General features: G+C 67.7%; 23 protein-coding genes. 12 read left to right on the top strand and 11 right to left on the bottom strand.

Annotated features, from left to right (window positions below; all coding sequences use genetic code 11):
* Window positions 1-10: 10 nt before the first annotated feature.
* Entirely contained in the window at window positions 11-1,306 is a 1,296-nt protein-coding gene (locus tag ACWZHB_RS30850; RefSeq protein WP_427905248.1) for a cytochrome P450, read from the bottom strand.
* Window positions 1,307-1,438: 132 nt separating this feature from the next.
* On the opposite strand from ACWZHB_RS30850, the gene ACWZHB_RS30845 reads away from it, so the two are divergent.
* Window positions 1,439-2,602 (top strand): steroid 3-ketoacyl-CoA thiolase, encoded by a 1,164-nt coding sequence (locus ACWZHB_RS30845; RefSeq protein WP_427905247.1) that lies wholly within the window; start codon window positions 1,439-1,441, stop codon window positions 2,600-2,602.
* 365 nt (window positions 2,603-2,967) lie between these two features.
* Window positions 2,968-3,384, top strand: coding sequence for a helix-turn-helix domain-containing protein (locus ACWZHB_RS30840; protein WP_033244044.1), 417 nt, complete (start codon window positions 2,968-2,970; stop codon window positions 3,382-3,384).
* A 128-nt stretch (window positions 3,385-3,512) separates the two neighbouring features.
* On the opposite strand, the gene ACWZHB_RS30835 is transcribed toward ACWZHB_RS30840, so the two are convergent.
* From ACWZHB_RS30835 to ACWZHB_RS30815, 5 genes are all read right to left on the bottom strand, one after another.
* A complete protein-coding gene (locus tag ACWZHB_RS30835) occupies window positions 3,513-4,547 on the bottom strand; it encodes a hypothetical protein (RefSeq protein ID WP_427905246.1) in 1,035 nt (344 codons plus the stop codon).
* Window positions 4,544-5,059: an ImmA/IrrE family metallo-endopeptidase gene (locus ACWZHB_RS30830; protein ID WP_378631659.1), complete on the bottom strand. Its 516-nt coding sequence runs from the start codon at window positions 5,057-5,059 to the stop codon at window positions 4,544-4,546. The genes ACWZHB_RS30835 and ACWZHB_RS30830 overlap by 4 nt, the downstream gene beginning before the upstream one ends.
* Window positions 5,060-5,070: 11 nt before the next feature.
* Window positions 5,071-6,330, bottom strand: coding sequence for a hypothetical protein (locus tag ACWZHB_RS30825; protein ID WP_427905245.1), 1,260 nt, complete (start codon window positions 6,328-6,330; stop codon window positions 5,071-5,073).
* Between the two features lie 202 nt (window positions 6,331-6,532).
* Window positions 6,533-7,444: an SDR family oxidoreductase gene (locus ACWZHB_RS30820; protein WP_427905244.1), complete on the bottom strand. Its 912-nt coding sequence runs from the start codon at window positions 7,442-7,444 to the stop codon at window positions 6,533-6,535.
* Between the two features lie 62 nt (window positions 7,445-7,506).
* The gene (locus tag ACWZHB_RS30815) at window positions 7,507-8,283 is read right to left on the bottom strand and encodes an SDR family oxidoreductase (RefSeq protein WP_427905243.1); all 777 of its coding nucleotides are present in this window, start codon (window positions 8,281-8,283) and stop codon (window positions 7,507-7,509) included.
* Window positions 8,284-8,353: 70 nt separating this feature from the next.
* On the opposite strand from ACWZHB_RS30815, the gene ACWZHB_RS30810 reads away from it, so the two are divergent.
* The 4 genes from ACWZHB_RS30810 to ACWZHB_RS30795 are packed head-to-tail and all read left to right on the top strand — an operon-like array spanning window position 8,354 to window position 11,851.
* Window positions 8,354-9,118 (top strand): enoyl-CoA hydratase family protein, encoded by a 765-nt coding sequence (locus ACWZHB_RS30810; RefSeq protein ID WP_427905242.1) that lies wholly within the window; start codon window positions 8,354-8,356, stop codon window positions 9,116-9,118.
* The gene (locus ACWZHB_RS30805; protein WP_427909360.1) at window positions 9,115-10,005 is read left to right on the top strand and encodes a CoA transferase subunit A; all 891 of its coding nucleotides are present in this window, start codon (window positions 9,115-9,117) and stop codon (window positions 10,003-10,005) included. The genes ACWZHB_RS30810 and ACWZHB_RS30805 overlap by 4 nt, the downstream gene beginning before the upstream one ends.
* Window positions 10,002-10,769 carry a CoA-transferase subunit beta gene (locus ACWZHB_RS30800; RefSeq protein WP_427905241.1) on the top strand — a complete coding sequence of 256 codons (768 nt, stop codon included), beginning with the start codon at window positions 10,002-10,004 and terminating at the stop codon, window positions 10,767-10,769. Before ACWZHB_RS30805 ends, ACWZHB_RS30800 begins: the two co-directional genes overlap by 4 nt.
* Window positions 10,766-11,851, top strand: a complete 1,086-nt coding sequence (locus ACWZHB_RS30795) for an NAD(P)H-dependent flavin oxidoreductase (protein ID WP_427905240.1) — start codon at window positions 10,766-10,768, stop codon at window positions 11,849-11,851. The genes ACWZHB_RS30800 and ACWZHB_RS30795 overlap by 4 nt, the downstream gene beginning before the upstream one ends.
* Window positions 11,852-12,011: 160 nt before the next feature.
* Here the strand turns inward: ACWZHB_RS30795 and ACWZHB_RS30790 are convergent, their stop codons facing one another.
* Complete coding sequence (locus ACWZHB_RS30790) at window positions 12,012-13,973, bottom strand: molybdopterin-containing oxidoreductase family protein (protein WP_427905239.1); 1,962 nt, start codon at window positions 13,971-13,973, stop codon at window positions 12,012-12,014.
* Window positions 13,974-14,188: 215 nt separating this feature from the next.
* Between ACWZHB_RS30790 and ACWZHB_RS30785 the strand changes: the two genes are divergently transcribed.
* Window positions 14,189-14,524: a hypothetical protein gene (locus ACWZHB_RS30785; protein WP_427905238.1), complete on the top strand. Its 336-nt coding sequence runs from the start codon at window positions 14,189-14,191 to the stop codon at window positions 14,522-14,524.
* A 66-nt stretch (window positions 14,525-14,590) separates the two neighbouring features.
* Here ACWZHB_RS30785 and ACWZHB_RS30780 read toward each other — a convergent pair whose 3' ends face one another.
* Genes ACWZHB_RS30780 through ACWZHB_RS30765 form a run of 4 tightly spaced genes read right to left on the bottom strand, consistent with a single transcriptional unit; the run spans window position 14,591 to window position 18,470 of the window.
* Window positions 14,591-15,751: an acetyl-CoA C-acetyltransferase gene (locus tag ACWZHB_RS30780; RefSeq protein ID WP_427909359.1), complete on the bottom strand. Its 1,161-nt coding sequence runs from the start codon at window positions 15,749-15,751 to the stop codon at window positions 14,591-14,593.
* Between the two features lie 46 nt (window positions 15,752-15,797).
* A complete protein-coding gene (locus tag ACWZHB_RS30775; protein ID WP_427905237.1) occupies window positions 15,798-16,418 on the bottom strand; it encodes a TetR/AcrR family transcriptional regulator in 621 nt (206 codons plus the stop codon).
* A gap of 46 nt (window positions 16,419-16,464) precedes the next feature.
* Window positions 16,465-17,286 carry an SDR family oxidoreductase gene (locus tag ACWZHB_RS30770; RefSeq protein WP_427905236.1) on the bottom strand — a complete coding sequence of 274 codons (822 nt, stop codon included), beginning with the start codon at window positions 17,284-17,286 and terminating at the stop codon, window positions 16,465-16,467.
* Window positions 17,283-18,470, bottom strand: coding sequence for an acyl-CoA dehydrogenase family protein (locus ACWZHB_RS30765; protein ID WP_427905235.1), 1,188 nt, complete (start codon window positions 18,468-18,470; stop codon window positions 17,283-17,285). Before ACWZHB_RS30765 ends, ACWZHB_RS30770 begins: the two co-directional genes overlap by 4 nt.
* A 79-nt stretch (window positions 18,471-18,549) precedes the next feature.
* On the opposite strand from ACWZHB_RS30765, the gene ACWZHB_RS30760 reads away from it, so the two are divergent.
* From ACWZHB_RS30760 to ACWZHB_RS30740, 5 genes are read left to right on the top strand one after another with little or no spacing between them, the layout of a single operon-like run.
* Window positions 18,550-20,124 (top strand): FadD3 family acyl-CoA ligase, encoded by a 1,575-nt coding sequence (locus tag ACWZHB_RS30760; protein WP_427905234.1) that lies wholly within the window; start codon window positions 18,550-18,552, stop codon window positions 20,122-20,124.
* Window positions 20,121-20,993 (top strand): enoyl-CoA hydratase, encoded by an 873-nt coding sequence (locus ACWZHB_RS30755; protein ID WP_427905233.1) that lies wholly within the window; start codon window positions 20,121-20,123, stop codon window positions 20,991-20,993. The genes ACWZHB_RS30760 and ACWZHB_RS30755 overlap by 4 nt, the downstream gene beginning before the upstream one ends.
* Window positions 20,994-22,136, top strand: coding sequence for an acyl-CoA dehydrogenase family protein (locus tag ACWZHB_RS30750; protein ID WP_427905232.1), 1,143 nt, complete (start codon window positions 20,994-20,996; stop codon window positions 22,134-22,136).
* A complete protein-coding gene (locus tag ACWZHB_RS30745; protein ID WP_427905231.1) occupies window positions 22,133-22,321 on the top strand; it encodes a hypothetical protein in 189 nt (62 codons plus the stop codon). Before ACWZHB_RS30750 ends, ACWZHB_RS30745 begins: the two co-directional genes overlap by 4 nt.
* A complete protein-coding gene (locus ACWZHB_RS30740) occupies window positions 22,318-23,334 on the top strand; it encodes an acyl-CoA dehydrogenase family protein (protein ID WP_427905230.1) in 1,017 nt (338 codons plus the stop codon). The genes ACWZHB_RS30745 and ACWZHB_RS30740 overlap by 4 nt, the downstream gene beginning before the upstream one ends.
* The last annotated feature ends 83 nt before the right edge of the window (window positions 23,335-23,417 follow it).

The following is a 23,417-nucleotide window of genomic DNA, read 5'->3' as shown; positions in this document are numbered from 1 at the left end:
GAATCGCTACTCAGTGCGCGACAGGGCAACCGGCGGTCTTGTAGTCGACCGGGAGTTCCTTGATGCCATTGAGCCAGCCCGAGTGCAGCCGCCTCGGCTTGCCGATCTTGGTGATGTCGGGCAGGTGGTCGGCGATCGCGTTGAAGATCAAGTCGATCTCGAGCCGGGCCAGGTTCGCGCCGACGCAGAAGTGCGCGCCGGTGCCACCGAAGGCGAGATGCTGGTTGTCCTCGCGCATGATGTTGAACGTGTCCGGGTCCTCGAAGACGTCCTCATCGAAATTGGCCGACCGGTACAGCATCACCAGACGCTGCCCCTTCTTGATCTGCACACCATTGAGCTCGGTGTCCTCGAGCGCGGTGCGCTGGAAGGAGGTGACCGGGGTGGCCCAGCGAATGATCTCGTCCACCGCGCTGGCCGGGCGTTCCTTCTTGAACAGCTCCCACTGGTCGGGGTTCTCCATGAAGGCGATCATGCCGTGGCTGATGGCGTTGCGCGTGGTCTCGTTGCCCGCGACGGCGAGCACGATCACGAAGAAGCCGAACTCCTCCGGCGTGAGCGCCTCACCGTCGACGTCGGCCTCGATCAGCGTGGTCACCAGATCGTCTGCCGGACAGGCCTTTCTGGCCTCGGCCATCTGGTAGGCGTAGCCGAGCAGACCCATCGACGCGGCGACCGGGTCGACGTCCACATTGTCGGGATCGTCGTAGCCGGTCATGTCGTTGGACCACTCGAAGACCTTCATCCGGTCCTCCTGCGGCACACCGATCAGTTCGGCGATGGCCTGCAGCGGCAACTCACAGGCGACCTGGGTGACGAAGTCACCCGAACCCGACTCGGCGGCGGCCTTCACGATCTTCTCCGCGCGCGCCGACAGTTCGGCGCGCAGGCCGTTGACCGCGCGCGGGGTGAAACCCTTGGCGATCAGCTTGCGGAGCTTGGTGTGCTCCGGGGCGTCCTTGTTGAGGATGACGAAGCGCTGCAGTTCGATCTGCTCGCGCTGGATGTCGTCGTTGAAGCGCGGGATCGCGGTGTTCTCATACGTCGAGAAGACGTCGCTGCGACGCGATACCTCTTTCACGTCGGCGTGCTTGCTCAACACCCAGAAGCCGTCGTCGTGGAAGCCACCGACGTCGGGCGACTTCGGGTTCCACCAGATCGGCGCCGAACGCCGCAGCTCGGCGAACTCCTCCGTCGGAACGCGCTCGGCGTAGATAGCGGGGTCGGTAACGTCGAACCCGTCCGGCAGGTTCGGCCGACCCGCGGTGTGGGCGTGGTCGGCTTGTTCGGTGCTCGGATCTACCACCAGATGTCTCCTTCGACAAACTGAAACACGTTCTATAATCATTCAAGCATAGCGGTCGCCGCGACGGAAGAACCTCGCGGTTTTACCCTGAGCTCAATATCAGAACCTGTTGCAGTTACGAGGGAGAATCAGATGGGCACACCCGTGATCGTCGAGGCCGTGCGGACCCCGATCGGCAAACGCCGAGGGCAACTCGCGGGCTTACACGCCGCCGAACTGCTCGGTCTGGCCCAGCGCGGACTGCTCGACCGGGCGGGACTCGACCCGGCCGAGGTCGAGCAGGTGATCGGCGGCTGCGTCACCCAGGCGGGCGAGCAGTCCAACAACGTCACCCGCGTGGCCTGGCTGCACGCGGGTCTGCCGTGGCAGACCGGCGCGACCACGATCGACGCCCAGTGCGGTTCGGCCCAGCAGGCCAACCACCTCGTCGCCGGCCTCATCGCCACGGGCGCGATCGACGTCGGCATCGCGTGTGGCGTCGAGGCGATGAGCCGGGTACCGCTGGGCGCCAATGTCGGCACCGAGGCGGGGCCGCGCCGGCCCGCGTCGTGGTCGATCGACCTGCCCGATCAGTTCGGCGCCGCAGAGCGCATCGCCCGCAGGCGCGGGATCACCCGGTCCGATATCGATGAATTCGGCTTGCGCTCACAGCAATTGGCCGCCAAGGCCTGGGCCGAGGGCCGCTACGACCGCGAGGTGCTTCCGGTCTCGGCGCCGGTGCTCGACAGCGAGGGCGTGGCCACCGGGGAGAAGCTGGAGGTCACCCGCGACCAGGGCCTGCGCGCGACCACCATCGAAGGGCTGTCCGCGCTGAAGCCTGTCATGGCGGATGGCATCCATACCGCGGGCACTTCGTCGCAGATCTCCGACGGTGCCGCCGCGGTCCTGCTGATGGACGAAAATGTCGCGCGCCGAAAGGGTTTGCGCCCGCGCGCGCGGATTCACACCCAGGTACTCGTGGGCTCCGAGCCGGAGTTCCATCTGGATGGCCCGGTACAGGCGTGCACCCGGCTGCTCGAGCGCTCCGGAATGTCGATTGGCGATATCGATGTTTTCGAGATCAACGAAGCATTCGCGTCCGTCGCACTTTCGTGGGCTTCCGTACATCAACCTGACATGGAACGGGTAAATGTCAACGGCGGTGCGATTGCAATCGGGCATCCTGTCGGTTCTACCGGCTCGCGATTGATCACGACCGCGCTACACGAACTCGAACGCACAGGTCAGGGCACCGCCATGGTGCTGATGTGCGCAGGTGGCGCACTCGCGACCGGCACCATCATCGAACGCCTGTAGACTGAGACAGACCGAAACCGGGCGCCCAGGTTGAACATTCATCCCAGGGCGCCCGGAACGTGTCGTACGCCACAAAGTTACGGGGGCCAGGGGGAAGATGAGATGTCAGCTATCTTTGGGCTATCATGCCTGCATGGCGGAAGAACCCTGCGACGGGCACGAACCCGGGTACCCCCACGCTCCACAAGAGTCGTTGGCGCGACCCGCAAACGCGACCACCGCAGCCCCTGCACGCAGGTGAGCGACGGAAATCGTAGAGAAATCCCCAATCAGGCGTAGGTTTTCAGTTACTGAGCCGCTAATATCAATGATACGTATCCGAGATAACGACTGTTAGTACAGTGAAGGGAATTGGGCGGCTCACAATGGCTGATTTCGCGGCGCGGCTGAACAAGCTGTTCGAAACCGTGCATCCCCCGGGGCGCAAGCCGCACACCAACGCAGAGGTTGCGGCTGCGCTGACTGCCTCCGGGCATCCGATCTCGAAGCCGTATCTCTCGCAGTTGCGGTCGGGACAACGAACGAATCCGTCCGATGAGACGGTGGCCGCCCTGGCGAAGTTCTTCAAGGTCAAGCCTGACTACTTCTTCAACGATATCTACGCGGCCAAGATCGATCATGACCTGGAGCTGCTCGCGCAGCTGCAGGGTTACGGACTTCGTCGACTGTCGAGTAGGGCATTCGACCTGTCCGAAGAATCTCAGAATCTACTCACCTCGATGGCGGAGAAGTTGCGGGCCAGCGAAGGCTTGCCCGAAGTTCCTCCGGACGGAACGGAATAGGATCCACGCATCGGCCGGCCTGACGCACCTGATGGTGTCCTGGGTACGGCCGTAAAACATCGGATACGCAGACAACGGGCCTGAGACGGTGGAAACCACCAGCTCAGGCCCGTTTTCTGCGCTTCGTGTCAGCTCGACGTAGCGGCGTTCTGCGGTGTCGTCTTCGCGGCGGCCACCGCGTTCTCGTACTGGCTCGCCAGCGCCAGCACCCAGCCCCTGGGGCTCACAGTGGGTGGCGGCGCGATCCAGCGCGCGTCAACGAACAAGTCCCCCAACGGATTTCGCGCCCATTCGGCCACCACCGCGGCCCGCCGCGGTACCGAGTTCGGCGGCTCTCCGGCCGCCGGGATGACGATGCCGCTGCCCGAGAGCAGATACAGCGCGTCCATCACCTGAGCTATGTGATCGGAGGCCTTGAGCTGTGCCGAGGTGGCGTTCTGCTCGGGCGCGACCACCTCGGGGAACCGGCCGACCATCAACTGGTGCAGCGGCCTGATCTTGCGCAGCAGGACCTTGGCCCGCCACCACAGCTCGATCACGATCGACACGGCGCCGAGCGCGATCAGCAGCGCCGCGATCTCCCAGGCGACCCAGCCCCACAGCGGTTCGTTGGGGGGTGTCGGCTCGGCGTGCTGGAAGGCGCGGCCCACGTTGGCGACGGCGAGCACCGCGACCAGAGCGGTGCCGGTGATGTAGATGGCGATGCCGCGGCCGAGGATGGTCCAGTCCAGGTTGCGCAGACCGGTGGTCACGATGAAGACCGCGCCGAGCGCGACGGTGATCCAGCCGAAGGTGAACGACCACGCCAGGGTGATCGCGATCGCGACCGCGCCGATGCCGTACACGACCATCGCGACCTGGCGCAGGTTGCGCCGCGAGACCACCGGCCAGGCGGCCGAGGCCACCACCGAGGTGGCCGTGGTGAACAGGATCCAGGCGGAGATCACGATGCCGGTGGACAGCCAGCCGCTGTGCACACCGCCCTTCATCAGGTTGTCGATGGCCACCGCCATCTCGGGGATGGCGACGGTGACCGCGAGTGCCACGGCGGCGACCGCGACGACGATGGCCACGCGGGCGGTCGTCGCGGGCTTCACCAGCACGCGACCCACTCGCGCACCCGCGGCAACCCAGACCAGCAGGGCTGTCAACCAGAGTGTCATCCGAGTGCCTCATCGAATCGAAGGACCGAGACGCCTGCGCCCCGGTTGCTGAATACGCGCAGGCGCGTCATGAGCATGGCCGCGAAGGTCTCGGCTTCCCATTCGGCGAGGTCGTCGGCGCCGTCGTCGACGATCTGCGCGTGGGCGCGCTGGCTGAGCATGTAGGCGATCAGGTCGTCGCTCACCTCGAGGGTCGTCTCGACCGCGGGCGCACCTTCGTGGTCGAAGACGATATGACCCAATTCGTGCGCGAGGGTGTGATCGCGACTCGGCAGGGCATCGGCGAGCACGATGATGTCGCGTTCGGGATAGAACCGGCGCTGACCGCACACGCCGGGGCCGAGGTTCGCGCTGGTGATCTCGATCTCGCGCTTGCGTTCCAGCGAGATGGCGTGCACCACCTCGTCGAGGCTGGTGGCGTCGGAGTCGGCGGCCACCGCGCACACCGCGTCGACGGCGGCGGCGACTCGGCGATAGGACCGGGAGGTGCTCTGGGTCTTGCTCTTACTCATCGAAGATCCCCTCACGACCTCGGTCCGAAGAACTCGGCACGCGCCGCGTTCACCCGCGCTTGGGCTGCCGCGGCACCTTGGAAACTCACTGCGCCCGAACCGGTTCCGGCCAGGGTCAGCGCGATCAGGCCGCCGATCACCGACAGGAGTTCGGGTTCCGGGAGGCCACTGTTGTCACTGGTCGGCTTGAACTCGTGGTTCGGCTTGGCCGCCGGTGCGGGTGCTGCCGCGGCGGGCGGAGGTGCGGCCGGGGCGGGCGCCTCCGCCGCGGGCGGCGCGGCAGCCGGAATAGGTACTGCCACAGCGATATTCGGAACGCCGGGGACAGCGGGCGTGGGCGGGATCGCGATCGAGGGAAGGGCCGGTGCGGCCGGGACCGAGGGGATCGGGATCAACAGCAACAGCAGGGGCGAGGCCGATCCGACTGCCGCCGAACCCACAGCGGCCGAACCCACAGCGGCCGAACCCGCGCCCGCGGAACCCACCGCCGCGGAACCGGCAGCGGCGGAACCGACTGCGGCGGAACCTGTTCCGAGGACAACCGAGCCCGCGCCGAGGGCGGCCGAGCCGGTGCCCGCAGCGGCCGAGCCGACCGCGGCCGAGCCGGTACCGAGTACCGCGGCGGCGCCGGCCGAACCCGTACCGAGCACGGCGGCGGCACCTGCGGAGCCGGTACCGAGCACAGCGGCCGCGCCAGCCGAGCCGGTACCGAGGATGGCGGCCGCGCCTGCCGAACCGGTACCGAGCACTACTCCGAGGCCCGCCGAACCGGTGCCGAGTAGCACGCCGAGGCCCGCCGAGCCGGTACCGAGGACCACGCCCGCGGCTGCCGAGCCCGCGCCAGCCGCGGCGGAGCCTGCGGCTGCCGAACCGGAGAGGGGGCCTGCCACTTCCTGCTTGGGAACGTCTTCGCTGGACTGGCCGGGGATGGTGAGCGGCGTCCATTCGCTGTCGCCGGCGACCGGGGCGCCCGACTGCGGGTTACCGGCGACAGCCGGGTCGGGAGCGGTCGCTTGGCCGTTGCCCTGGTTCTGGCCTTGACCATTGCCCTGGCCGGGCAGGCTCAGCTCACTGGGCTTGGGAGTGGGGGTGCTCTGACCACCATTGCCCCCGCTGCCGTTCCCCTGCCCGCTGCTCCCGCTACCGGGCGCCTGCGCGGCAGGTGTTGGTGGCTTTTCCGGGGCGGCCATGGCGACCGCGGGCCCTAACAGCGCACAGCCGGCCAGCACACTCGCAGCGGCAAATACGCGCAACATGCGACCAATGGCCATGCGCTAGATCATCCCCTTAGTTTTTCAGCGCAGAATTACCCCCGGTCGCGACACATTCCGGGATCGACGAACAGTAGCCCATAGTAAACCCACGCCCCCCACCCCGCAGAGGAGAGCAAGAGTCGTCCAGCCCCCTGGACGTGTGTGACATGCCATAAGCGCAGGCCGGGGACATTTCCCCGGCCGCACGCCTCAAAGTTTGCTATGCGCCGTAAACCGGCTCCGGCGGAGTGCTCTTCTCGATCAGTTCCTTGACGACCGGACCCAGCTCGGCAGGGTTCCAGCGAGCGCCGCGATCGACCGGGGTGCCGTGCATCCAGCCCTGCGCCAGCGCGACCTTTCCGCCTTCTACCTCGAACATCCGGCCGGTCACCCCGGCGGATCCGGTGCTGCCGAGCCAGACGACCAGCGGCGAGATGTTCTCCGGGGCCATCGCGTCGAAGCCCGCGTCGGGGGCGGTCATGGTGTCGGCGAAGACCGTCTCGGTCATCCTGGTGCGGGCGGCGGGGGCGATGGCGTTCACGGTCACGCCGTACCGGCCGAACTCGGCCGACGCGGTCAGTGTGAGACCAGCGATACCCGCCTTGGCCGCACCGTAATTACCCTGACCGACACTGCCCTGCAGGCCGGCGCCGGAGCTGGTGTTGATCACGCGGGCGTCGACCGGGCGGCCCGCCTTCGACTCGCCTCGCCAGTACTCGGCCGCGTGCCGCATGGTGGCGAAGTGGCCCTTGAGATGCACGCGGACTACGGCGTCCCACTCGTCTTCGCCGAGGTTCACCAGCATGCGGTCGCGGACGAAGCCGGCGTTGTTGACCAGGACGTCCAGGCCGCCGAAGGTGTCGACGGCCTGACGGATCAGCCGGCGCGCGCCCTCCCAGTCGGCGACATCGTCGTAGTTGGCGACGGCCTCGCCACCGGCTGCTTCGATCTCGTCCACGACCTGCTGGGCGGGGGTTTCCGTGGTCGCCGCGCCGTCGAGGGCGGTGCCTACATCGTTGACCACCACGCGGGCGCCCGCTGCGGCGAAGGCGAGGGCGTGGGCGCGGCCGATGCCACGGCCGGCGCCGGTCACGATCACGGTGCGTCCGGCACAAATCAACTGGTCATCCATCTCGAGCTCCTGTAGTTATCGGCAGCTGACGCCGCGAGGTCTGGGGTTGGGCAGGTCATGAGTCAGTTGTTGGCGTTGGCGGCATCGAGGAAAGCCGGGCGTTCGCCGCCACCGTGGACCAGCAGGGCGGCGCCGCTGATGTGGGTGGCCAGGGGGGAGGCCAGGAAGAGGGCGGCGTTGCCGACGTCGGCGGGGCGCGCCATTCTGCCCATCGGCACGGTCGCGCCGACGGCGGCGATCCCGTCCGCGTCGCCGTAGTGCAGGTGGCTGAGTTCGGTCTCGACCGGGCCGACCACTACCGAGTTGAGCCGGACCTTGGGGGCCCATTCGACGGCGAGTGAGGAGACCAGGTTGTCCAGGCCCGCCTTGGCGGCACCGTAGGCGGCGGTACCCGGCGACGGCCGGTGGCCGCTGACGCTGGTGATCATCACGATCGAGCCGCCCGTGTCCTGCTTCTGCATCAGGGCGTTGGCCTGCTGGGAAATCAGCAGCGGCGCAAGCAGATTCAGTTCCACGATCTTGGTGTGAAACTTCGGGCTCGCGGCGTCGGCCATCGCGAACGGGGCGCCACCGGCGTTGTTCACCACGTGGTCGATCCGGCCGTGCCTGGCGACGATCTCGGCGAACATGGCCGACACCGCGTCGACGTCGCGTACATCGCAGGTGAGATGTTCGGCGCTGCGGTCGCCGACCGTGATCGGCTCGTCGGCCGGTCTGCGCGCGCAGGTCAGCACCGTCGCGCCGGCGGCGAGGAAGGCCCGGCTTATTCCGGCGCCGACACCTCGGACGCCGCCTGTCACCAGAACGATCTGCTCGGAAAGGTCGATTTCTACAGCCACCGTGTTAACCTACCAAGCAATTGCTTGCTTTGTCTCGGGTTCGCCGGGGCGTGCACGAGGAGACATCGCGATGGGGATAAACCGTCACACCGAAGCCGACGGAGTAGAGGTCGTCACAGTCGACTATCCGCCGGTCAACGCCCTACCCTCGGACGGCTGGTTCGCGCTGGCCGATGCCGTCAGGGCAGCGGGCCGCAACCAGGAGACCCGGGTGGTCGTCCTGCGCGCGGAAGGACGCGGGTTCAACGCCGGCGTCGACATCAAGGAGATGAACGCCGACTCCGGCCATACCGCGCTGATCCGCGCCAACCACGGCTGCTTCGACGCCTTCGCCGCGGTCTACGACTGCGAGGTGCCGGTGGTCACCGCCGTGAACGGCTTCTGCCTCGGCGGCGGCATCGGCCTGGTCGGTAACTCCGACGTCATCGTGGCCTCCGACGACGCCACCTTCGGGCTGCCCGAAGTGGACCGTGGCGCGCTCGGCGCCGCCACCCACCTGTCGCGGCTGGTCCCGCAGCACCTGATGCGCACCATGTTCTACACCGCGGGCAAGCTCACCGCCCAGCAGTTGCACCACTTCGGTTCGGTGTACAAGGTGGTGCCGCGCGCCGAACTCGACGCTGCCGCGATGGAAGTCGCGAAGAACATCGCCAACAAGGACGGCCGCGTGATCCGGGCCGCGAAGCGCGCGCTCAACGGTATCGACGTGCAGGACGTGCACCGTTCCTACCGCTACGAACAGGGCTTCACGATGGAGCTCAACCTCGCCGGTGTCGCCGACGAGATCAGGGCGCGCTTCGACGACGATCTCGCCGCGCAGAAGAAGGAGAGCTGACAGCCATGCGCGACAAGAGAATGACCCTCGACGAGGTGGTCGGCGAGCTGCGCAGCGGCATGACCATCGGGATCGGCGGCTGGGGTTCACGGCGCAAGCCGATGGCGCTGGTGCGCGCGCTGCTGCGCTCGGACGTCACCGACCTGACCGTGGTCACCTACGGCGGCCCCGACCTCGGCTTGCTGTGCTCGGCGGGCAAGGTCCGCAAGGCCTACTACGGCTTCGTGTCGCTGGATTCGGCGCCGTTCTACGATCCGTGGTTCGCGAAGGCGCGCACCGAGGGCGCGATCACCGTGCGCGAGATGGACGAGGGCATGGTGAAGTGCGGGCTGCAGGCAGCCGCGGCACGACTGCCGTTCCTGCCGATTCGGGCCGGGCTGGGGTCGGCGGTGCTCGACTTCTGGGAGGGCGAGCTGAAGACCGTCGCGTCGCCGTATCCGGCCGCCGACGGGCGAACCGAGACCCTGGTCGCGATGCCCGCGCTGAATCTGGACGCGTCGTTCGTGCATCTGGATCTGGCCGACAAGCACGGCAACGCCGCCTACACGGGCGTCGATCCGTACTTCGACGATCTGTACTGCCTCGCCGCTGAGCGTCGGTATGTCTCCGTGGATCGCATCGTCGAGACCGAGGAGCTGGTGAAAGCCGTTCCGCAGCAGGCGATCATCCTCAACCGCATGCTGGTCGACGGTGTGGTCGAGTCGCCCGGCGGCGCGCACTTCACCTTCTCCGGCAGCTACGGGCGCGACGAGAAGTTCCAGAAGCACTATGTGGCGGCCGCGAAGACGCCGGAGTCGTGGGCCGAGTTCAAGGCTCGCTATCTCGACGTCTCCGAAGACGAATACCAGTCCGCCGTAGCCACTTTCGCCGAGGAGCAGAAGCTATGAATTCCGCAGTACAGAGCGGACCCATCACGCGCGCCGAGGTCTGTGTCGTCGCCGCGGCGGAGATCTTCCGCGGGGCGGGCGAGATCATGGCCAGCCCGATGTCGACCATCACCACGATCGGTGCGCGACTGGCCCGGCTCACCTTCGAACCCGACCTGCTGCTCTCCGACGGTGAGGCGCTGTTCTTCGCCGAGGTACCGGCGATCGGCGCGAAAGCTCCGGTCGAGGGCTGGATTCCGTTCTCGCGGGTGTTCGATGTGGTCGCCTCCGGCCGTCGTCATGTGGTGATGGGCGCCAACCAGATCGACCGGTTCGGCAACCAGAACCTGTCGGCCTTCGGTCCGCTGCAACAGCCGACGCGCCAGATGTTCGGTGTGCGTGGCGCGCCCGGCAACACCATCAACCACGCGACGAGCTACTTCGTGCCCCGGCACAACAATCGGGTGTTCGTCGACAAAGTCGACATCATCTCCGGAATCGGCTACGACAGAATCGATCCCGAGAACCCGGCCTACCGCTTCCATCACCTGCACCGGGTGGTGACCAACCTGGGCGTGTTCGACTTCAACGGCCCCGACCACACCCTGCGCGCACTGTCGCTGCACCCCGGCGTGAACCCGGAAGAGGTCGCGGAGAACACCTCCTTCGAGATCGCGGAGCTCGGCATGGCAGGCGAGACCAGGCTGCCGACCGAGGAGGAGCTGCAGATCATCCGAACTGTGCTCGATCCCAAGGGTTTCCGCGAGAAGGAAGTAGCGGCATGAGCCCGCGCTTGCGCACGCCCTTGACCGAGCTGGTCGGCATCGAGCACCCGATCGTGCAGACCGGCATGGGCTGGGTCGCCGGTCCCCGGCTGGTCGCCGCCACCGCGAACGCTGGCGGACTCGGCATCCTCGCCTCGGCGACCATGACTTTCGAGGAGCTGGAGGCGGCGGTCGCCAAGACCAAGTCGCTCACCGACAAGCCCTTCGGCGTGAACATCCGCGCCGACGCCACCGACGCGGGCGAGCGCATCGAACTGCTCATCCGCGAACAGGTACGGGTCGCGTCGTTCGCGCTGGCGCCGAAGAAGGAACTCATCGCCCGGCTCAAAGATGCCGGTGTGGTGGTTGTTCCGTCGATCGGTGCGGCCAAGCACGCGGTGAAGGTGGCGTCCTGGGGCGCCGACGCGGTGATCGTGCAGGGCGGTGAGGGCGGTGGCCACACCGGCCCGGTCGCCACCACGCTGCTGCTGCCGTCGGTGCTCGACGCGGTCGATATCCCGGTGATCGCGGCGGGTGGCTTCTTCGACGGTCGCGGCCTGGCCGCCGCCCTGTCCTATGGTGCGGCCGGTGTCGCGATGGGTACCCGTTTCCTGCTCACCCAGGAGAGCACCGTCCCGGAAGCCGTGAAGCAGGAGTACCTGGCCCGCGGACTGCAGGACACCGTGGTGTCGGTGAAGGTCGACGGTATGCCGCATCGGATGCTCAACACCGAACTGGTGACCAAGCTCGAGCACTCCGGCGGCTGGCGCGGTCTGTCGGCGGCGGTGTCGAACGCGGCCAAGTTCAAGTCGATGACCGGCATGAAGTGGTCGACGCTCGCCCGCGACGGCCTGGCGATGCGAAAGACCAAGGACCTCAGCTGGTCTCAGGTCGTGATGGCCGCGAACTCGGCGATGCTGACCAAGGCCGGCCTGGTCGAGGGCCGCACCGACGCGGGCGTGCTGCCCGCGGGCCAGGTCACCGGCATCATCGACAGCCTGCCGACGGTGGCCGAACTGATCGACCAGATCGTCACCGACGCGGTGGTGCGGATCGCGGCGGTCGGCGCGCTGACCAGCGAGCCCGCTGCCGAAACTCGCTGACCGATCTCCAGCTCGCCCCCGACTCGACTGCCTGGAGCGTCAGTCGAGTTCGCCGGGGTGACGAGGGCGCCGGACCAGGCGCGACGCCGACACGGCGCGCCCGGGTCCGGCGCTTTTCGCTGTCGGCAGCGCATCGCGTGCGGAGCTGTCCGACAACAAATCAGCGCGGCGCGACCTCGACGCGGTTGTCGTGGAAGACCGCGCCACCGCCGTAGTCCGAATCACGTTCGGCGATGGTGGCATTCACGGTGGCACCGCCGGTGAACTTGGCCCAGCGGCCCTTGGTGGTGCCCGCGACGCCGGGCCGCACCCGGTCCGACACCTCGGCGACTGCCTCGAAGGAGCCGCGACCGTTGGAGACGACCACCGCGGCACCGTCGGCGATCCCGCGGGCGGCAGCATCCTCGGGGTGCAGCGTGATGCTGGATTCACCTGAGCGCCGCCGCAATTCGGGGTTGGCGCCGAACGAGGTGTTCAGGAAGTAGTGCGAGGCGGCGGAGATCAGCACCAGGCCGTCACCGGAATCGGCGGGAGGCGTGTAGTCCGGCAGTGGATCGTGACCCGCCGATTCCGCTCTGGCGGAAACGAACTGGAGTTTGCCTGCCGGTACCGGTCCCGCCTGGACCTTCAGGAACCCGTCCGCGCGGAGGCGTTCGAGGTCGAAACCTTTGAGCAGCTGCTTGGCCAGCTCTTCGTCGGAGTCGTAGAGCGCGGGCTCGGTGAGACCGAAGCGCCGCGAGAGCCGGCGGAAAGTCTCTGTGGTGGAAAGGCATTCACCGGGCGGCTCGACGGCTGGCTCGTTCCAGATGAGGTAGAGGTGCCCGTAACCCGCGAGCACGTCGAGGTGTTCGGGCTGCATCGTGGCGGGCAGGACGATGTCGGCGTAATCGACGGTGTCGGTGCCGAAGTGCTCGAGGACCACGGTGAACAGGTCCTCGCGAGACAGTCCCTCGATCACGCGACGCTGGTCGGGATTCGAGCCGACCGGATTGGCCCCGATCACGAACAGCGCCTTCACGGGCGGCCCATCGGTCTCGAGCAGAGCCTCGCCGAGCCTGGTCATCGAGAGCGTGCGAACCGGGTTCGGCAGCAGGTCGTCGCGGCGCAGGGCCGCATCGTCGACACGGAAGTGCCCACTCGTCGAATAGTGCAGTCCCCCACCGGGTATCGCCCAGTCACCGGTGACACCGGGCAGGCAGCCGAGCACCCGCAGCGCCATCCCACCGCCCGCGTGCCGCTGCATGCCTTGCGACGCGCGGATGGCGGTCGGCCGGGTTCGCGCGATTCGCTCACCGAGCGCGACGATCCGCTCCTGCGGCACGCCCGTGATCGCCGCGGTGCGTTCCGGCGTGAATTCGGTGATGCGGTCCCGGAATTCGGGCCAGCCCTCGGTGTGTTCGGCGATGAACTTTTCGTCCTGCGCGCCGAGCGAGACGATGACGTGCAGCAGCCCGAGCGCCAGCGCCGCGTCGGTGCCGGGCAGCGGGGCGATGTGCTCGTCGCAGCGTTCGGAGGTCTTGGTGCGCACCGGGTCGATCGACACCAGGTAGGCCCCGCTGTCCTGCACGAACTTCCACAGATGATGACCGGACGTGAGCGGATTGGTGCCCCACAGCAGGATCAGCTTCGACTTCGCGAAGTCCTCGGGGTCCATGCCGCCGGAGGTGCCGAGGGTATAGCGCAGGCCGGCGCCACCGGCGACCGAGCAGATGGTCGGCGCGTGGTGCGACGCCCCGAGCAGATTGAACATCCTGCGGCCCGGAAAGCCCTCCAGCCCTTGGATATAGCCAAGGCTGCCGGTGCCGTGGAAGGGCCAGACCGCCTCGCCGCCGAATTCGTCGATGATGCCGGTGACCCGCGTGGCGATCTCGTCGAGCGCGGAGTCCCAGCTGATCCGCTCGAACTGCCCGGACCCTTTCGGCCCGACCCGGCGCATCGGATACCTGAGCCGGTCCGGCGCACCGACCTGCTCTAGATACCGGTTCACCTTCACGCACAGCGCACCGCGCGTGACCGGATGTTCCTTGTTCCCCCGCAGCCCGGTGGCAACACCGTCCTCGACGGTCACCACCCACGAGCACGCGTCGGGGCAGTCGAGCGGGCATGCACCGAGCACCTTCACCAAGCCATCGTAGGCCGGAAGAACAAACCTGCCGGAAGGTTGCACCGCTGCCCGAACACGCAGCTAGAGGCACTGCTGCCAGTAACACAAGGCGCCTTTTATGTGATGTAAGTCACGTAAGGGTGGTTTCGTGGAAACGCGAGCCACCGAACTTCGACGGCGCGGAGGCCTGTCAGGAGTCGGGGCATCGTCCCCCACGCTGATGGGAGGTTGTGATGAGTTCGCTTCTCAAGAAAATGATGGTGAGTACATCGGCGGCGGCGCTGCTCGGCGCCGGGGTGGTCATGGGTGCGGCGCCGGTTCAGGCACAGTATTTCCAGCCTGGCTGCTCCGCACATCCGGTCAACAACAGTGCGGCGTACTCGCAGTGCTATTGGCCGGTCCGGCATCAGGTGCGGATCGAGTGCAGACAATGGTGGGGCTGGTTCGGCAGCAGCTGGGCCACCTACGAACGCCGCGGCAACATGGCGTGGAACGGCCAGCAATCCTGGGCGCACTGCGATACCCCCGGCACCCTGCAGCGATGGGATGTGGTGACCTACCACTGGTGAACGAAAGGCGGGTCGGCCCGGTGCCGGATACCCGAGCACCGGGCCGTCAGTTGTGTCCGCCTGGAACTACTCCGGCGCGCCGAGGCGCTCGATGATGGTGACGTTGGCCGTGCCGCCACCCTCGCAGATGGTGAGCAGACCGTAGCGGCCGTTGACCCGCTCCAGCTCGTTGAGCAGGGTCGCGAACAACTTGGCCCCGGTGGCACCCAGCGGATGACCGAGCGCGATCGCACCACCGTTGACATTGACCTTCGCCGGATCGGCGCCGATCTCCTTGATCCAGGCCAGCACCACCGGCGCGAAGGCCTCGTTGATCTCGATGACGTCGATGTCGTCGATGGTCAGGCCGGTCTTCTCCAGCGCCCACTGGGTCGCCGGGATCGGCGCGCTGAGCATCATGAGGGGGTCCGCGCCGCGCGCGCTGACGTGATGGATGCGAGCACGCGGGGTCAGACCGTATTCCTTGACCGCCCACTCCGAAGCGAGCAGCGTGGCGCTGGCGCCGTCGGAGATCTGGCTGGCGACCGCCGCGGTGAGCGGGCTGCCCTCCGACAGCGGCTGCAGCGTCGCCATCTTCTCCAGGCTGGTCTCGCGCGGGCCCTGATCGACGGTGAAGTCGCCGACCGGCACGATCTCGTTGTCGAAGCGACCCTCGGCGATAGCGGACTTGGCGCGCTCGTGGCTCTGCAGCGCCCAGCGCTCCATGTCCTCGCGGCTGATGCCCCACTTCTCGGCGATCATCTCGGCGCCCTTGAACTGGGAGACCTCGCCGGTGCCGTAACGCGAGTCCCAGCCCTTGGCACCGATGAACGAGGATTCGAAGCCGTACGGCTTGGCCGCGAGCATGGCGGCGCCGATCGGGATGGCGCTCATGTTCTGCACGCCACCGGCCACGATGACCTCGGCGGTGCCGCTCATGATGGCCTGCGCGCCGAAGTTGATCGCCTGCTGGCTGGAACCACACTGCCGGTCGACGGTGACGCCGGGAACTTCCTCGGGGTACCCCGCCACCAGCCACATGGTGCGGCCGATATTGCCCGCCTGCGGTCCGAGGTTGTCGACACAGCCGACGATCACGTCGTCGACGACGCTCGGGTCGATGCCGGTGCGCTCGACGAGCCCACGCACCGCGGCGGCGCCGATATCGGCGGGGTGCACCTCGGCCAGCGCGCCACCGCGCTTGCCGACCGCGGTACGCACCGCATCGATCACATAGGCCTCCCGCAGCGGGGCATAGGGGCGGCGCTCGGCGGATGCGGTCATGATGGAACTCCTATTTCGCGGTGCCCTCGGGCAGGGTCAGCCCGTCGAGCACGATGGTGAGATATTGCTGGGCAAGGCTTTTCACGGTGATCGGGCCACCGGGGGTGTACCAGCGGACCGCGACCCACACGGTGTCGCGCAGGAAGCGGAACGCGAGTTCCACGTCGAGTTCGGGCCGGAAGCTGCCATCGGCGACACCGGCGGCGAGCACCCGCCGCCACAGATCGCGGAACTCGGTGTTGAAGTCGCGGATATAGGCGAAACGTTCTACGTCGCGCAGGCTCTTGGCCTCGGCCTGGTAGATCGCGACCGCGGCATGGTGCCGGTCGAACGCCTCGTAGGAGGCGATTACCAAGGCCTCCAGGGTGTCTCGCGAACTCAGCGCAGCGGCCGCGATCTCGCGGTAGCGGCCGAACAGGTCGTCGAGGAAGCCGCGCAGGATCTCGTCGACCATCGACTCCTTGGAGTCGAAGTGGTGGTAGAGACTGCCCGACAGGATGCCCGCCGAGTCGGCGATATCGCGCACCGTGGTGGCACGCATGCCGCGTTCGGCGAACAGGCCGGCGGCGAGGTCGAGCAGCTCGGCGCGGCGGGTGCGTTTGACGGTGTCGGGTGCGGTCACACCCGTCATCGTACAACCAAGCACTTGCTTGGTTCAGGTGAACCCGCCGCGGCGATCATGCGCGCTGACTACTCACCGAGACAACCTCGCCGGTCAGATACGAGGTGTAATCACTGGCCAGCATGGCGATCGTTGCCGCTACTTCCCACGGTTCGGCGGCGCGACCGAAGGCCTCGCGCTCGCTGAGCGAGTCGAGCAGTTCCGACGAGCTCACCTTGTCCAGGAACGGGTGGCGGGCGATGCTCGGCGCGACGGCGTTGATCCGCACACCGAATTCGGCGGCTTCGACCGCACTGCACCTGGTCAGCGCCATCACACCGGCCTTCGCGGCGGCGTAGTGCGCCTGGCCGTGCTGGGCGCGCCAACCGAGGACCGAGGCGTTGTTGACGATCACGCCGCCGTGGCCAGCGCCGCGGAAGTAGCCGAGTGCCGCGCGGGTGCAGCGGAAGGTGCCCGTCAGGGTGATGTCGAGAACCTGGTCCCACTGCTCGTCGGTCATGTCGACCACCGGGGTCTCGCCGCCGAGGCCCGCGTTGTTGACCATGATGTCGATCCGGCCGAGTTCGGCGGCGGCGTCGGTGAGCAGCTGATTCACCTGCGCGGTGTCGCGGACATCGCAGACCACGGCACCGACCCGGCGCTCCGGGAATTCCTTCGCCAGCAGTTCGGCGGTCTCGGTCAAACGACGCTCGTGCCAATCGGAGACGACCACATCGGCACCCTCTTCGAGGAGCCTGCGCGCGGTGGCCGAACCGATGCCGGTGCCCGCGGCGGCGGTGATCACGGCCGTCCGGCCCGCGAGCAGGCCGTGTCCGGGGATCGAGGGCGGCGCGATCGACAGCGATTTGTTCGCGCCGGAATAGGTCTGCTCACTCACGGGCGTGCCTCTCGCGGGAGACCGAGCACACGCTCGGCGATGATGTTGCGCTGCACTTCGTTCGAACCTCCATAGATCGTGTCGGCGCGGCTGAACAGGTACAGCCGCTGCCATGCGGTCATGTCGTCGGGGCCGAGGACCAGGCCGGTCGCGCCCTGGACGGCCATGGCGAGTTCACCGAGGTCGCGATGCCAGTTGGCCCACAACAGCTTCGACACCGAGGCGCCGCCCGCGTCGTCGTGGTCCTCGCTCATGGTGCGCAGCGCGTGCGCGCGCAACACCCGGAGTCCGACCCAGGCACGATCGAGGCGATCGGCGATCAGCGGGTCGTCGGCGGCGCCGGTGCGCCGGGCCAGGTCTTCGATGTCGGAGAGTTCGCGCGCGAAGCGGATCTGCTGGCCGAGGGTCGAGATCCCGCGTTCGAAGGTCAAGGTGCCCATGGCGATTCGCCAGCCGTCACCGGGTTCACCCACGACGAGGTCCGCGTCGGTGACGGCGTTGTCGAAGAACACTTCGTTGAACTCGGAGGTGCCGGTGAGCTGCTCGATCGGCCGCACTTCGATGCCCGGCTGGTTCATCGGGACCAGCAGGTAGGACAGGCCCTTGTGCCGGCTCGACCCGCGCTCGGTGCGGGCGATGACGAAGCACCAGTCGGCGACGTGCGCCAGCGACGTCCAGATCTTCTGGCCGTTGATCACCCACTTGTCGCCGTCGAGGCGAGCCGTTGTGCTCACCGCGGCGAGGTCGGAGCCCGCGCCCGGTTCGGAATAGCCCTGGCACCACAGCTCGCCGACCGAACGCACGCCCGGCAGGAAGCGCTTCTTCTGCTCCTCGGTGCCGAAGGCGAGCACGGTCGGGCCCAGCAGTTCCTCGCCCACGTGCGAGACCCGCGCCGGCGCGTCGGCCTTCGCGTATTCCTCGTGGAAGATCACCTGCTGGCGCACACTGGCACCGCGACCGCCGTGTTCGACCGGCCAGCCGAGGCAGGTCCAGCCCGCCGCGGCGAGGTGGCGGTCCCACGCCAATCGCTGTTCGAAGAATTCATGTTCGCGGCCTGGTCCGCCGGTTCCACGCAGGTCAGCGAACTCGCCCGAAAGATTTTCGGCAAGCCAATCGCGTATTTCCGCGCGAAACTCCTCGTCGGAAGTCGCGGTATCGGAATCTGAGGTCTGGATCACGCCCACCTCGGTAGGATAACCTACCAAGCACTTGCTTTGTTGGCTGCTTCGTCAAGAACAGCGACCGCACTACGGTGAGGACCCCGTGACCACCCCTGCACACACCACCCCGCAGGCGCTGCGACAGATCGCCGCGGCGCACCCGGACGAGCCCGCCCTGCTCGACGGCCCGACCCGCCTGACCTGGGCCGAGCTACTCGACCAGGTCCGCATCGCCGCCCGCGCCCTGATCGCCCGTGGCATCGCCCCCGGCGACCGGGTCGCGATGTGGGCGCCCAATACCCACCACTGGGTGATCGCCGCGCTGGCCGCGCATTCCGTCGGGGCCGCGCTGGTTCCGTTGAACACCCGGTACGTGGCGGCCGAGGCCGTCGATGTGCTGGCCCGCGTCGACGCGAAGGCGTTGTTCGTCGCGGGTCTGTTCCTCGGACGTGATCGGGCCGCCGAACTCGCGGCGGCGGCGCCGGAACTGGGTATCGGGACGGTCGTTGTCATCCCGATCGAAGGCGACGCGAGTACCGCCACCGCTTCGGCTGACACCGCCGCGCACACCACGGTGACGTGGGACGAGTTGCTCGCGCAGGCCGCGACCGTCTCGGCGGCGGCCGGCGAGGAGCGGGCCGAGCAGGTCTCCCCCGACGACATCTCCGACATCCTGTTCACCTCCGGCACCACCGGTCGCAGCAAGGGCACCCTCGTCGCGCACCGGCAGGCGCTGGGCGTGGTGCGCGGCTGGGTCGAGTGCTCGACCCTGCGCGCGGGCGACCGCTACCTGATGATCCCCCCGTTCTTCCACAACTTCGGCTACAAGGCGGGCATTCTCGCGTGCCTGGTCACCGGGGCCACGATCGTGCCGCAGGCCACCTTCGACGTGCCCGCCACGCTGGCGCTCATCGAGTCCGAGCAGATCACCGTGCTCACCGGCCCGCCGACGATCTACCAGACCATCCTCGAGCATCCACAGCGCGCCGAGCGTGACCTGAGCTCGCTGCGAGTGGCGGTGACCGGCGCGGCGACCGTGCCGGTGGTGCTGATCGAGCGGATGCGTGACGATCTCGCCTTCGAGGTGGTCATTACCGCCTACGGCCTGTCCGAGACGGCCGGTTTCGGCACCATGTGCCGCGCCTCCGACGACGCGGCCACGATCGCCAACACCTGCGGCGGGCCGATCGCCGACTTCGAACTGCGCCTGTCCGATGCCGGTGAGGTCCTGCTGCGCGGCCCGAACGTGATGCTCGGCTACCTCGACGATCCCGAGGCCACCGCCGAAGCCATCGACGCCGACGGCTGGCTGCACACCGGCGATATCGGCATCGTCGACGAGCGCGGCTACCTCAAGATCACCGACCGGCTCAAGGACATGTACATCACCGGCGGGTTCAACGTGTATCCCGCCGAGATCGAACAGACCCTGGCCAGGCTCGACGGCATCGCCGAGTCGGCGGTGATCGGCGTACCCGACGAGCGGATGGGCGAGGTCGGCAAGGCCGTCGTCGTCCGCAAGGCCGGATCGACGCTGACCGCCGACGAGGTAATCGCCTTCGCCGCGAGCAAACTGGCGAATTTCAAGGTGCCGAGGCTTGTCGAGTTCCGCGACCAGCTGCCCTACAGCGCCGCGGGCAAAGTGCTCAAGCGTGAGCTACGTGAGGAGAAGTCGTGAGTTCCGAAACCGAGACCGAGGTCGTCACCTATGAGGTGCGCGGCTCGGTCGCCGTCGTCACCATGAATCGGCCCGATTTCCGCAACGCGCAGAACTCGAAGATGACCTACGCCCTCGACGCCGCCTTCGTGCGGGCCGTCGAGGATCCGGAGGTCAAGGTGATCGTGCTGGCGGGCAACGGGAAACACTTCAGCGCCGGACACGACATCGGTACACCGGGGCGCGACCACGACGTGCACTACGAGAACAAAGCCGCGCTGTGGTGGGACCACCTCGATCGCCCCGGCGGCGATCAGCGGTTCGCACGCGAGTCCGAGGTGTATCTCGGCATGTGCAGGCGCTGGCGCGAGATCCCGAAGCCGATGGTGGCGATGGTGCAGGGCGCGTGTATCGCGGGCGGGCTGATGCTGGCCTGGGTGTGCGATCTGATCGTCTGCTCCGACGACGCGTTCTTCTCCGATCCTGTTGTGCGGATGGGCATTCCGGGTGTGGAGTACTTCGCGCATCCGTGGGTGATGGGTCCGCGCGCGGCCAAGGAGTTCCTGTTCACCGGCGACCGGTTCGGTGCGGCCCAAGCCAAGGAGTGGGGCATGGTCAACCGGGTCGTGCCGCGCGCGGAACTCGAGACCGAGGTGATGGGGCTCGCCGACAAGATCTCCGCCATGCCGCAATTCGGGCTCGCGCTCACCAAGAAGGCCGTCAACCAGGCCGAGGATCTGATGGGCATGCGCAGTGGCATGGACTCGGTCTTCGGGCTGCATCATTTCGCGCACGCGCACAACGCCGAGGTCGGCGCCGATTCCCTGGGTGGGATGAACGCTCGCTCGATGAAGAGCGCCGCCACAACCGAACAGAACGGGACGAAGTAAGTGGATCTCGAGATCGACCCGGCTGCCCGGGAATTCCAGCTGGAGGTGCGCGAGTTCCTCGCCGCCAATGTTCCTGCCGAGCCGTTGCCCTCGATGGATACGGCGGAAGGCTTTGCCGCGCATCGAGAATGGGAAGCGAAGCTGGCCGAAGCCAGGTTGTCCGCGGTGTCGTGGCCGCGCGAGTTCGGCGGCCGTGACGCGTCGATTCTCGAATGGGTGCTGTTCGAGCAGGAGTACTACGCCGCGGGCGCACCGGGCCGGGTCGCGCAGAACGGCATCTTCCTGCTCGCGCCGACCCTGTTCGAGCACGGCACCCCCGAGCAGCTCGCGCGGATCCTGCCGCGCATGGCGCGCGGTGACGACATCTGGGCGCAGGCCTGGTCGGAACCCGAGGCGGGCAGCGACCTCGCGGGCCTGCGGTCCACCGCGCGGCGCACCGAGGGCGGCTGGCTGCTCAACGGGCAGAAGACCTGGAGTTCCCGTGCGTCCTTCGCCGATTGGGCGTTCGGCTTGTTCCGTAGCGACCCCGACGCACAGCGTCACCACGGGCTGACCTACGTGATGTTCCCACTCACCGCCGAGGGCGTGAGCGTGCGGCCGATCCCCCAGCTCGACGGCGAACCCGGCTTCGCGGAGATCTTCCTCGACGACGTCTTCGTACCGGATCACGATGTGATCGGCGGGGTGAACGAAGGCTGGCGGGTCGCGATGGCCACCTCGTCCAACGAGCGCGGGCTCTCGCTGCGCAGCCCCGGCCGTTTCAGCGCCACCGCGCAGCGGCTCATCGACCTGTGGACCGAGACCACCGAACCGGCCGATACCGCCGCCCGGAACGCGGTGGTCGATGCCTGGATCGGTGCCGAGGCCTATCGGCTGCACACCTTCGGCACCGTCACCCGCCTCCAAGACGGCGGACAACTCGGCGCGGAATCGTCGATCACCAAGGTGTACTGGTCCGAGCTCGACATCGCGATGCACGAGACCGCACTCGACCTGCTCGGCTCGTCCGCCGAACAGCGCAGCAACTGGACCGACGGCTATCTGTTCTCGCTCTCCGGCCCGATCTACGCGGGCACCAACGAGATCCAGCGCAACATCATCGCCGAACGCATCCTCGGCCTGCCTCGCGAGAGCAAGCGATGAACGTCCACTTCATGGTCCACCTGGAGCACCGCACCGCACAGCTCAGGAGCGAACGCGCCGCGACCACCATCCCGTCGACCGGCGCCATCGACCGGCACACGATCGCGCTGCCCGCCGGATCGATCGGCATGGCCAGCACTCACTTGGGCCGAATCGCCCTTCCGAACATAGGAGGTATGCGATGAGATTCGCGCTCAGTACCGAACAACTCGACTTCGCCGCCGAGCTGCGCAAGATTCTCGACGCGGGACAGGTGCCCACCGCCGTGCGCGCCTGGGCCGCGGGCGATCCCGCCAAGGCGCGCGCGCTGCTGCGGCAGATCGCCGACATGGGCGTCTTCGGCCTGATCGTCGACGAGAAGTACGACGGGGCGGACGCCACCACTGTCGATCTCGTCGTCGCCCTGATCGAACTGGGTCGCGCCGCCGCGCCCGGCCCGGTGATCGAGTCCGCCGCCGTGATTCCGGCGCTGCTGCAACGTCTTCCGGATGACGCGCCCGCGCAACGTTGGTTGCCCGCGCTGTCGAGCGGCGAGTCGCTCGGCACCGTCACCTTCGCGGCCCAGCGTGGCATCGCCCTCGACGCCGATATCGCCGAGCCGGTTCTCGTCGCCACCGAGGGTCGGCTGACACTCGGCGTTCCGGCAACGGATTCGGTGACCTCGATCGACCCCGCCCGCAAGCTGTTGCGCGTGACGTCCGGCGAGCTGGTCGCCGAAGGTGCCGAGGTCGCGGCGGCTATCGACTACGCCTTCGACGCCGGCGTTCTCGCCTGTGCCGCGCAGCTCCTCGGCGCGGGCCGGTCGATACTCGAGCAGACCACCTCTTATGCGAAGCAGCGCAAGCAGTTCGGTCGCGCGATCGGCGAATTCCAGGCGGTGAAGCAGCAGCTCGCCGATGTGCTGATCGCGTTGGATCTGGCCGAGCCGCTGGTGTACCGCGCGGCGCTCACGCTTGACTCGAACGACCGCGCCCGCGACGTTTCCGCGGCGCTCGTGGCCTGCGGCGATGCCGCCCACCGCGCCGCGCGTGCCGGCCTTCAGGTCCACGGCGCGATCGGTTACACCGCGGAATTCGATCTGTCGCTGTGGCTGACCAAGGTCGCCGTCCTGCGAACCGCCTGGGGCACAGCCGATTTCCATCGCGCCAGGATCGCCGACGCGCTACGCGCCGCCGAACCCACCGCCGCACCGAGCTGAGACCCGCGATGCCACCGACGACAGCGACCGCTTGCCGCACAGGCCCGTGTCATGGTGGTAGCCGGACCCCGCCGAACCGCCGC

This window comes from Nocardia sp. FBN12, assembly GCF_054031145.1.
This window is presented reverse-complemented; position numbering and strand designations above follow the sequence as displayed.

What these genes read in the sequence shown, in the direction of transcription:
- ACWZHB_RS30845 (WP_427905247.1), top strand. Translation starts at nt 1,439, where the DNA reads ATGGGCACACCCGTGATCGTCGAGGCCGTGCGGACCCCGATCGGCAAA.
- ACWZHB_RS30840 (WP_033244044.1), top strand. Translation starts at nt 2,968, where the DNA reads ATGGCTGATTTCGCGGCGCGGCTGAACAAGCTGTTCGAAACCGTGCAT.
- ACWZHB_RS30835 (WP_427905246.1), bottom strand. Translation starts at nt 4,547, where the DNA reads ATGACACTCTGGTTGACAGCCCTGCTGGTCTGGGTTGCCGCGGGTGCG.
- ACWZHB_RS30830 (WP_378631659.1), bottom strand. Translation starts at nt 5,059, where the DNA reads ATGAGTAAGAGCAAGACCCAGAGCACCTCCCGGTCCTATCGCCGAGTC.
- ACWZHB_RS30825 (WP_427905245.1), bottom strand. Translation starts at nt 6,330, where the DNA reads ATGGCCATTGGTCGCATGTTGCGCGTATTTGCCGCTGCGAGTGTGCTG.
- ACWZHB_RS30820 (WP_427905244.1), bottom strand. Translation starts at nt 7,444, where the DNA reads ATGGATGACCAGTTGATTTGTGCCGGACGCACCGTGATCGTGACCGGC.
- ACWZHB_RS30810 (WP_427905242.1), top strand. Translation starts at nt 8,354, where the DNA reads ATGGGGATAAACCGTCACACCGAAGCCGACGGAGTAGAGGTCGTCACA.
- ACWZHB_RS30800 (WP_427905241.1), top strand. Translation starts at nt 10,002, where the DNA reads ATGAATTCCGCAGTACAGAGCGGACCCATCACGCGCGCCGAGGTCTGT.
- ACWZHB_RS30795 (WP_427905240.1), top strand. Translation starts at nt 10,766, where the DNA reads ATGAGCCCGCGCTTGCGCACGCCCTTGACCGAGCTGGTCGGCATCGAG.
- ACWZHB_RS30785 (WP_427905238.1), top strand. Translation starts at nt 14,189, where the DNA reads ATGAGTTCGCTTCTCAAGAAAATGATGGTGAGTACATCGGCGGCGGCG.
- ACWZHB_RS30775 (WP_427905237.1), bottom strand. Translation starts at nt 16,418, where the DNA reads ATGACGGGTGTGACCGCACCCGACACCGTCAAACGCACCCGCCGCGCC.
- ACWZHB_RS30745 (WP_427905231.1), top strand. Translation starts at nt 22,133, where the DNA reads ATGAACGTCCACTTCATGGTCCACCTGGAGCACCGCACCGCACAGCTC.
- ACWZHB_RS30740 (WP_427905230.1), top strand. Translation starts at nt 22,318, where the DNA reads ATGAGATTCGCGCTCAGTACCGAACAACTCGACTTCGCCGCCGAGCTG.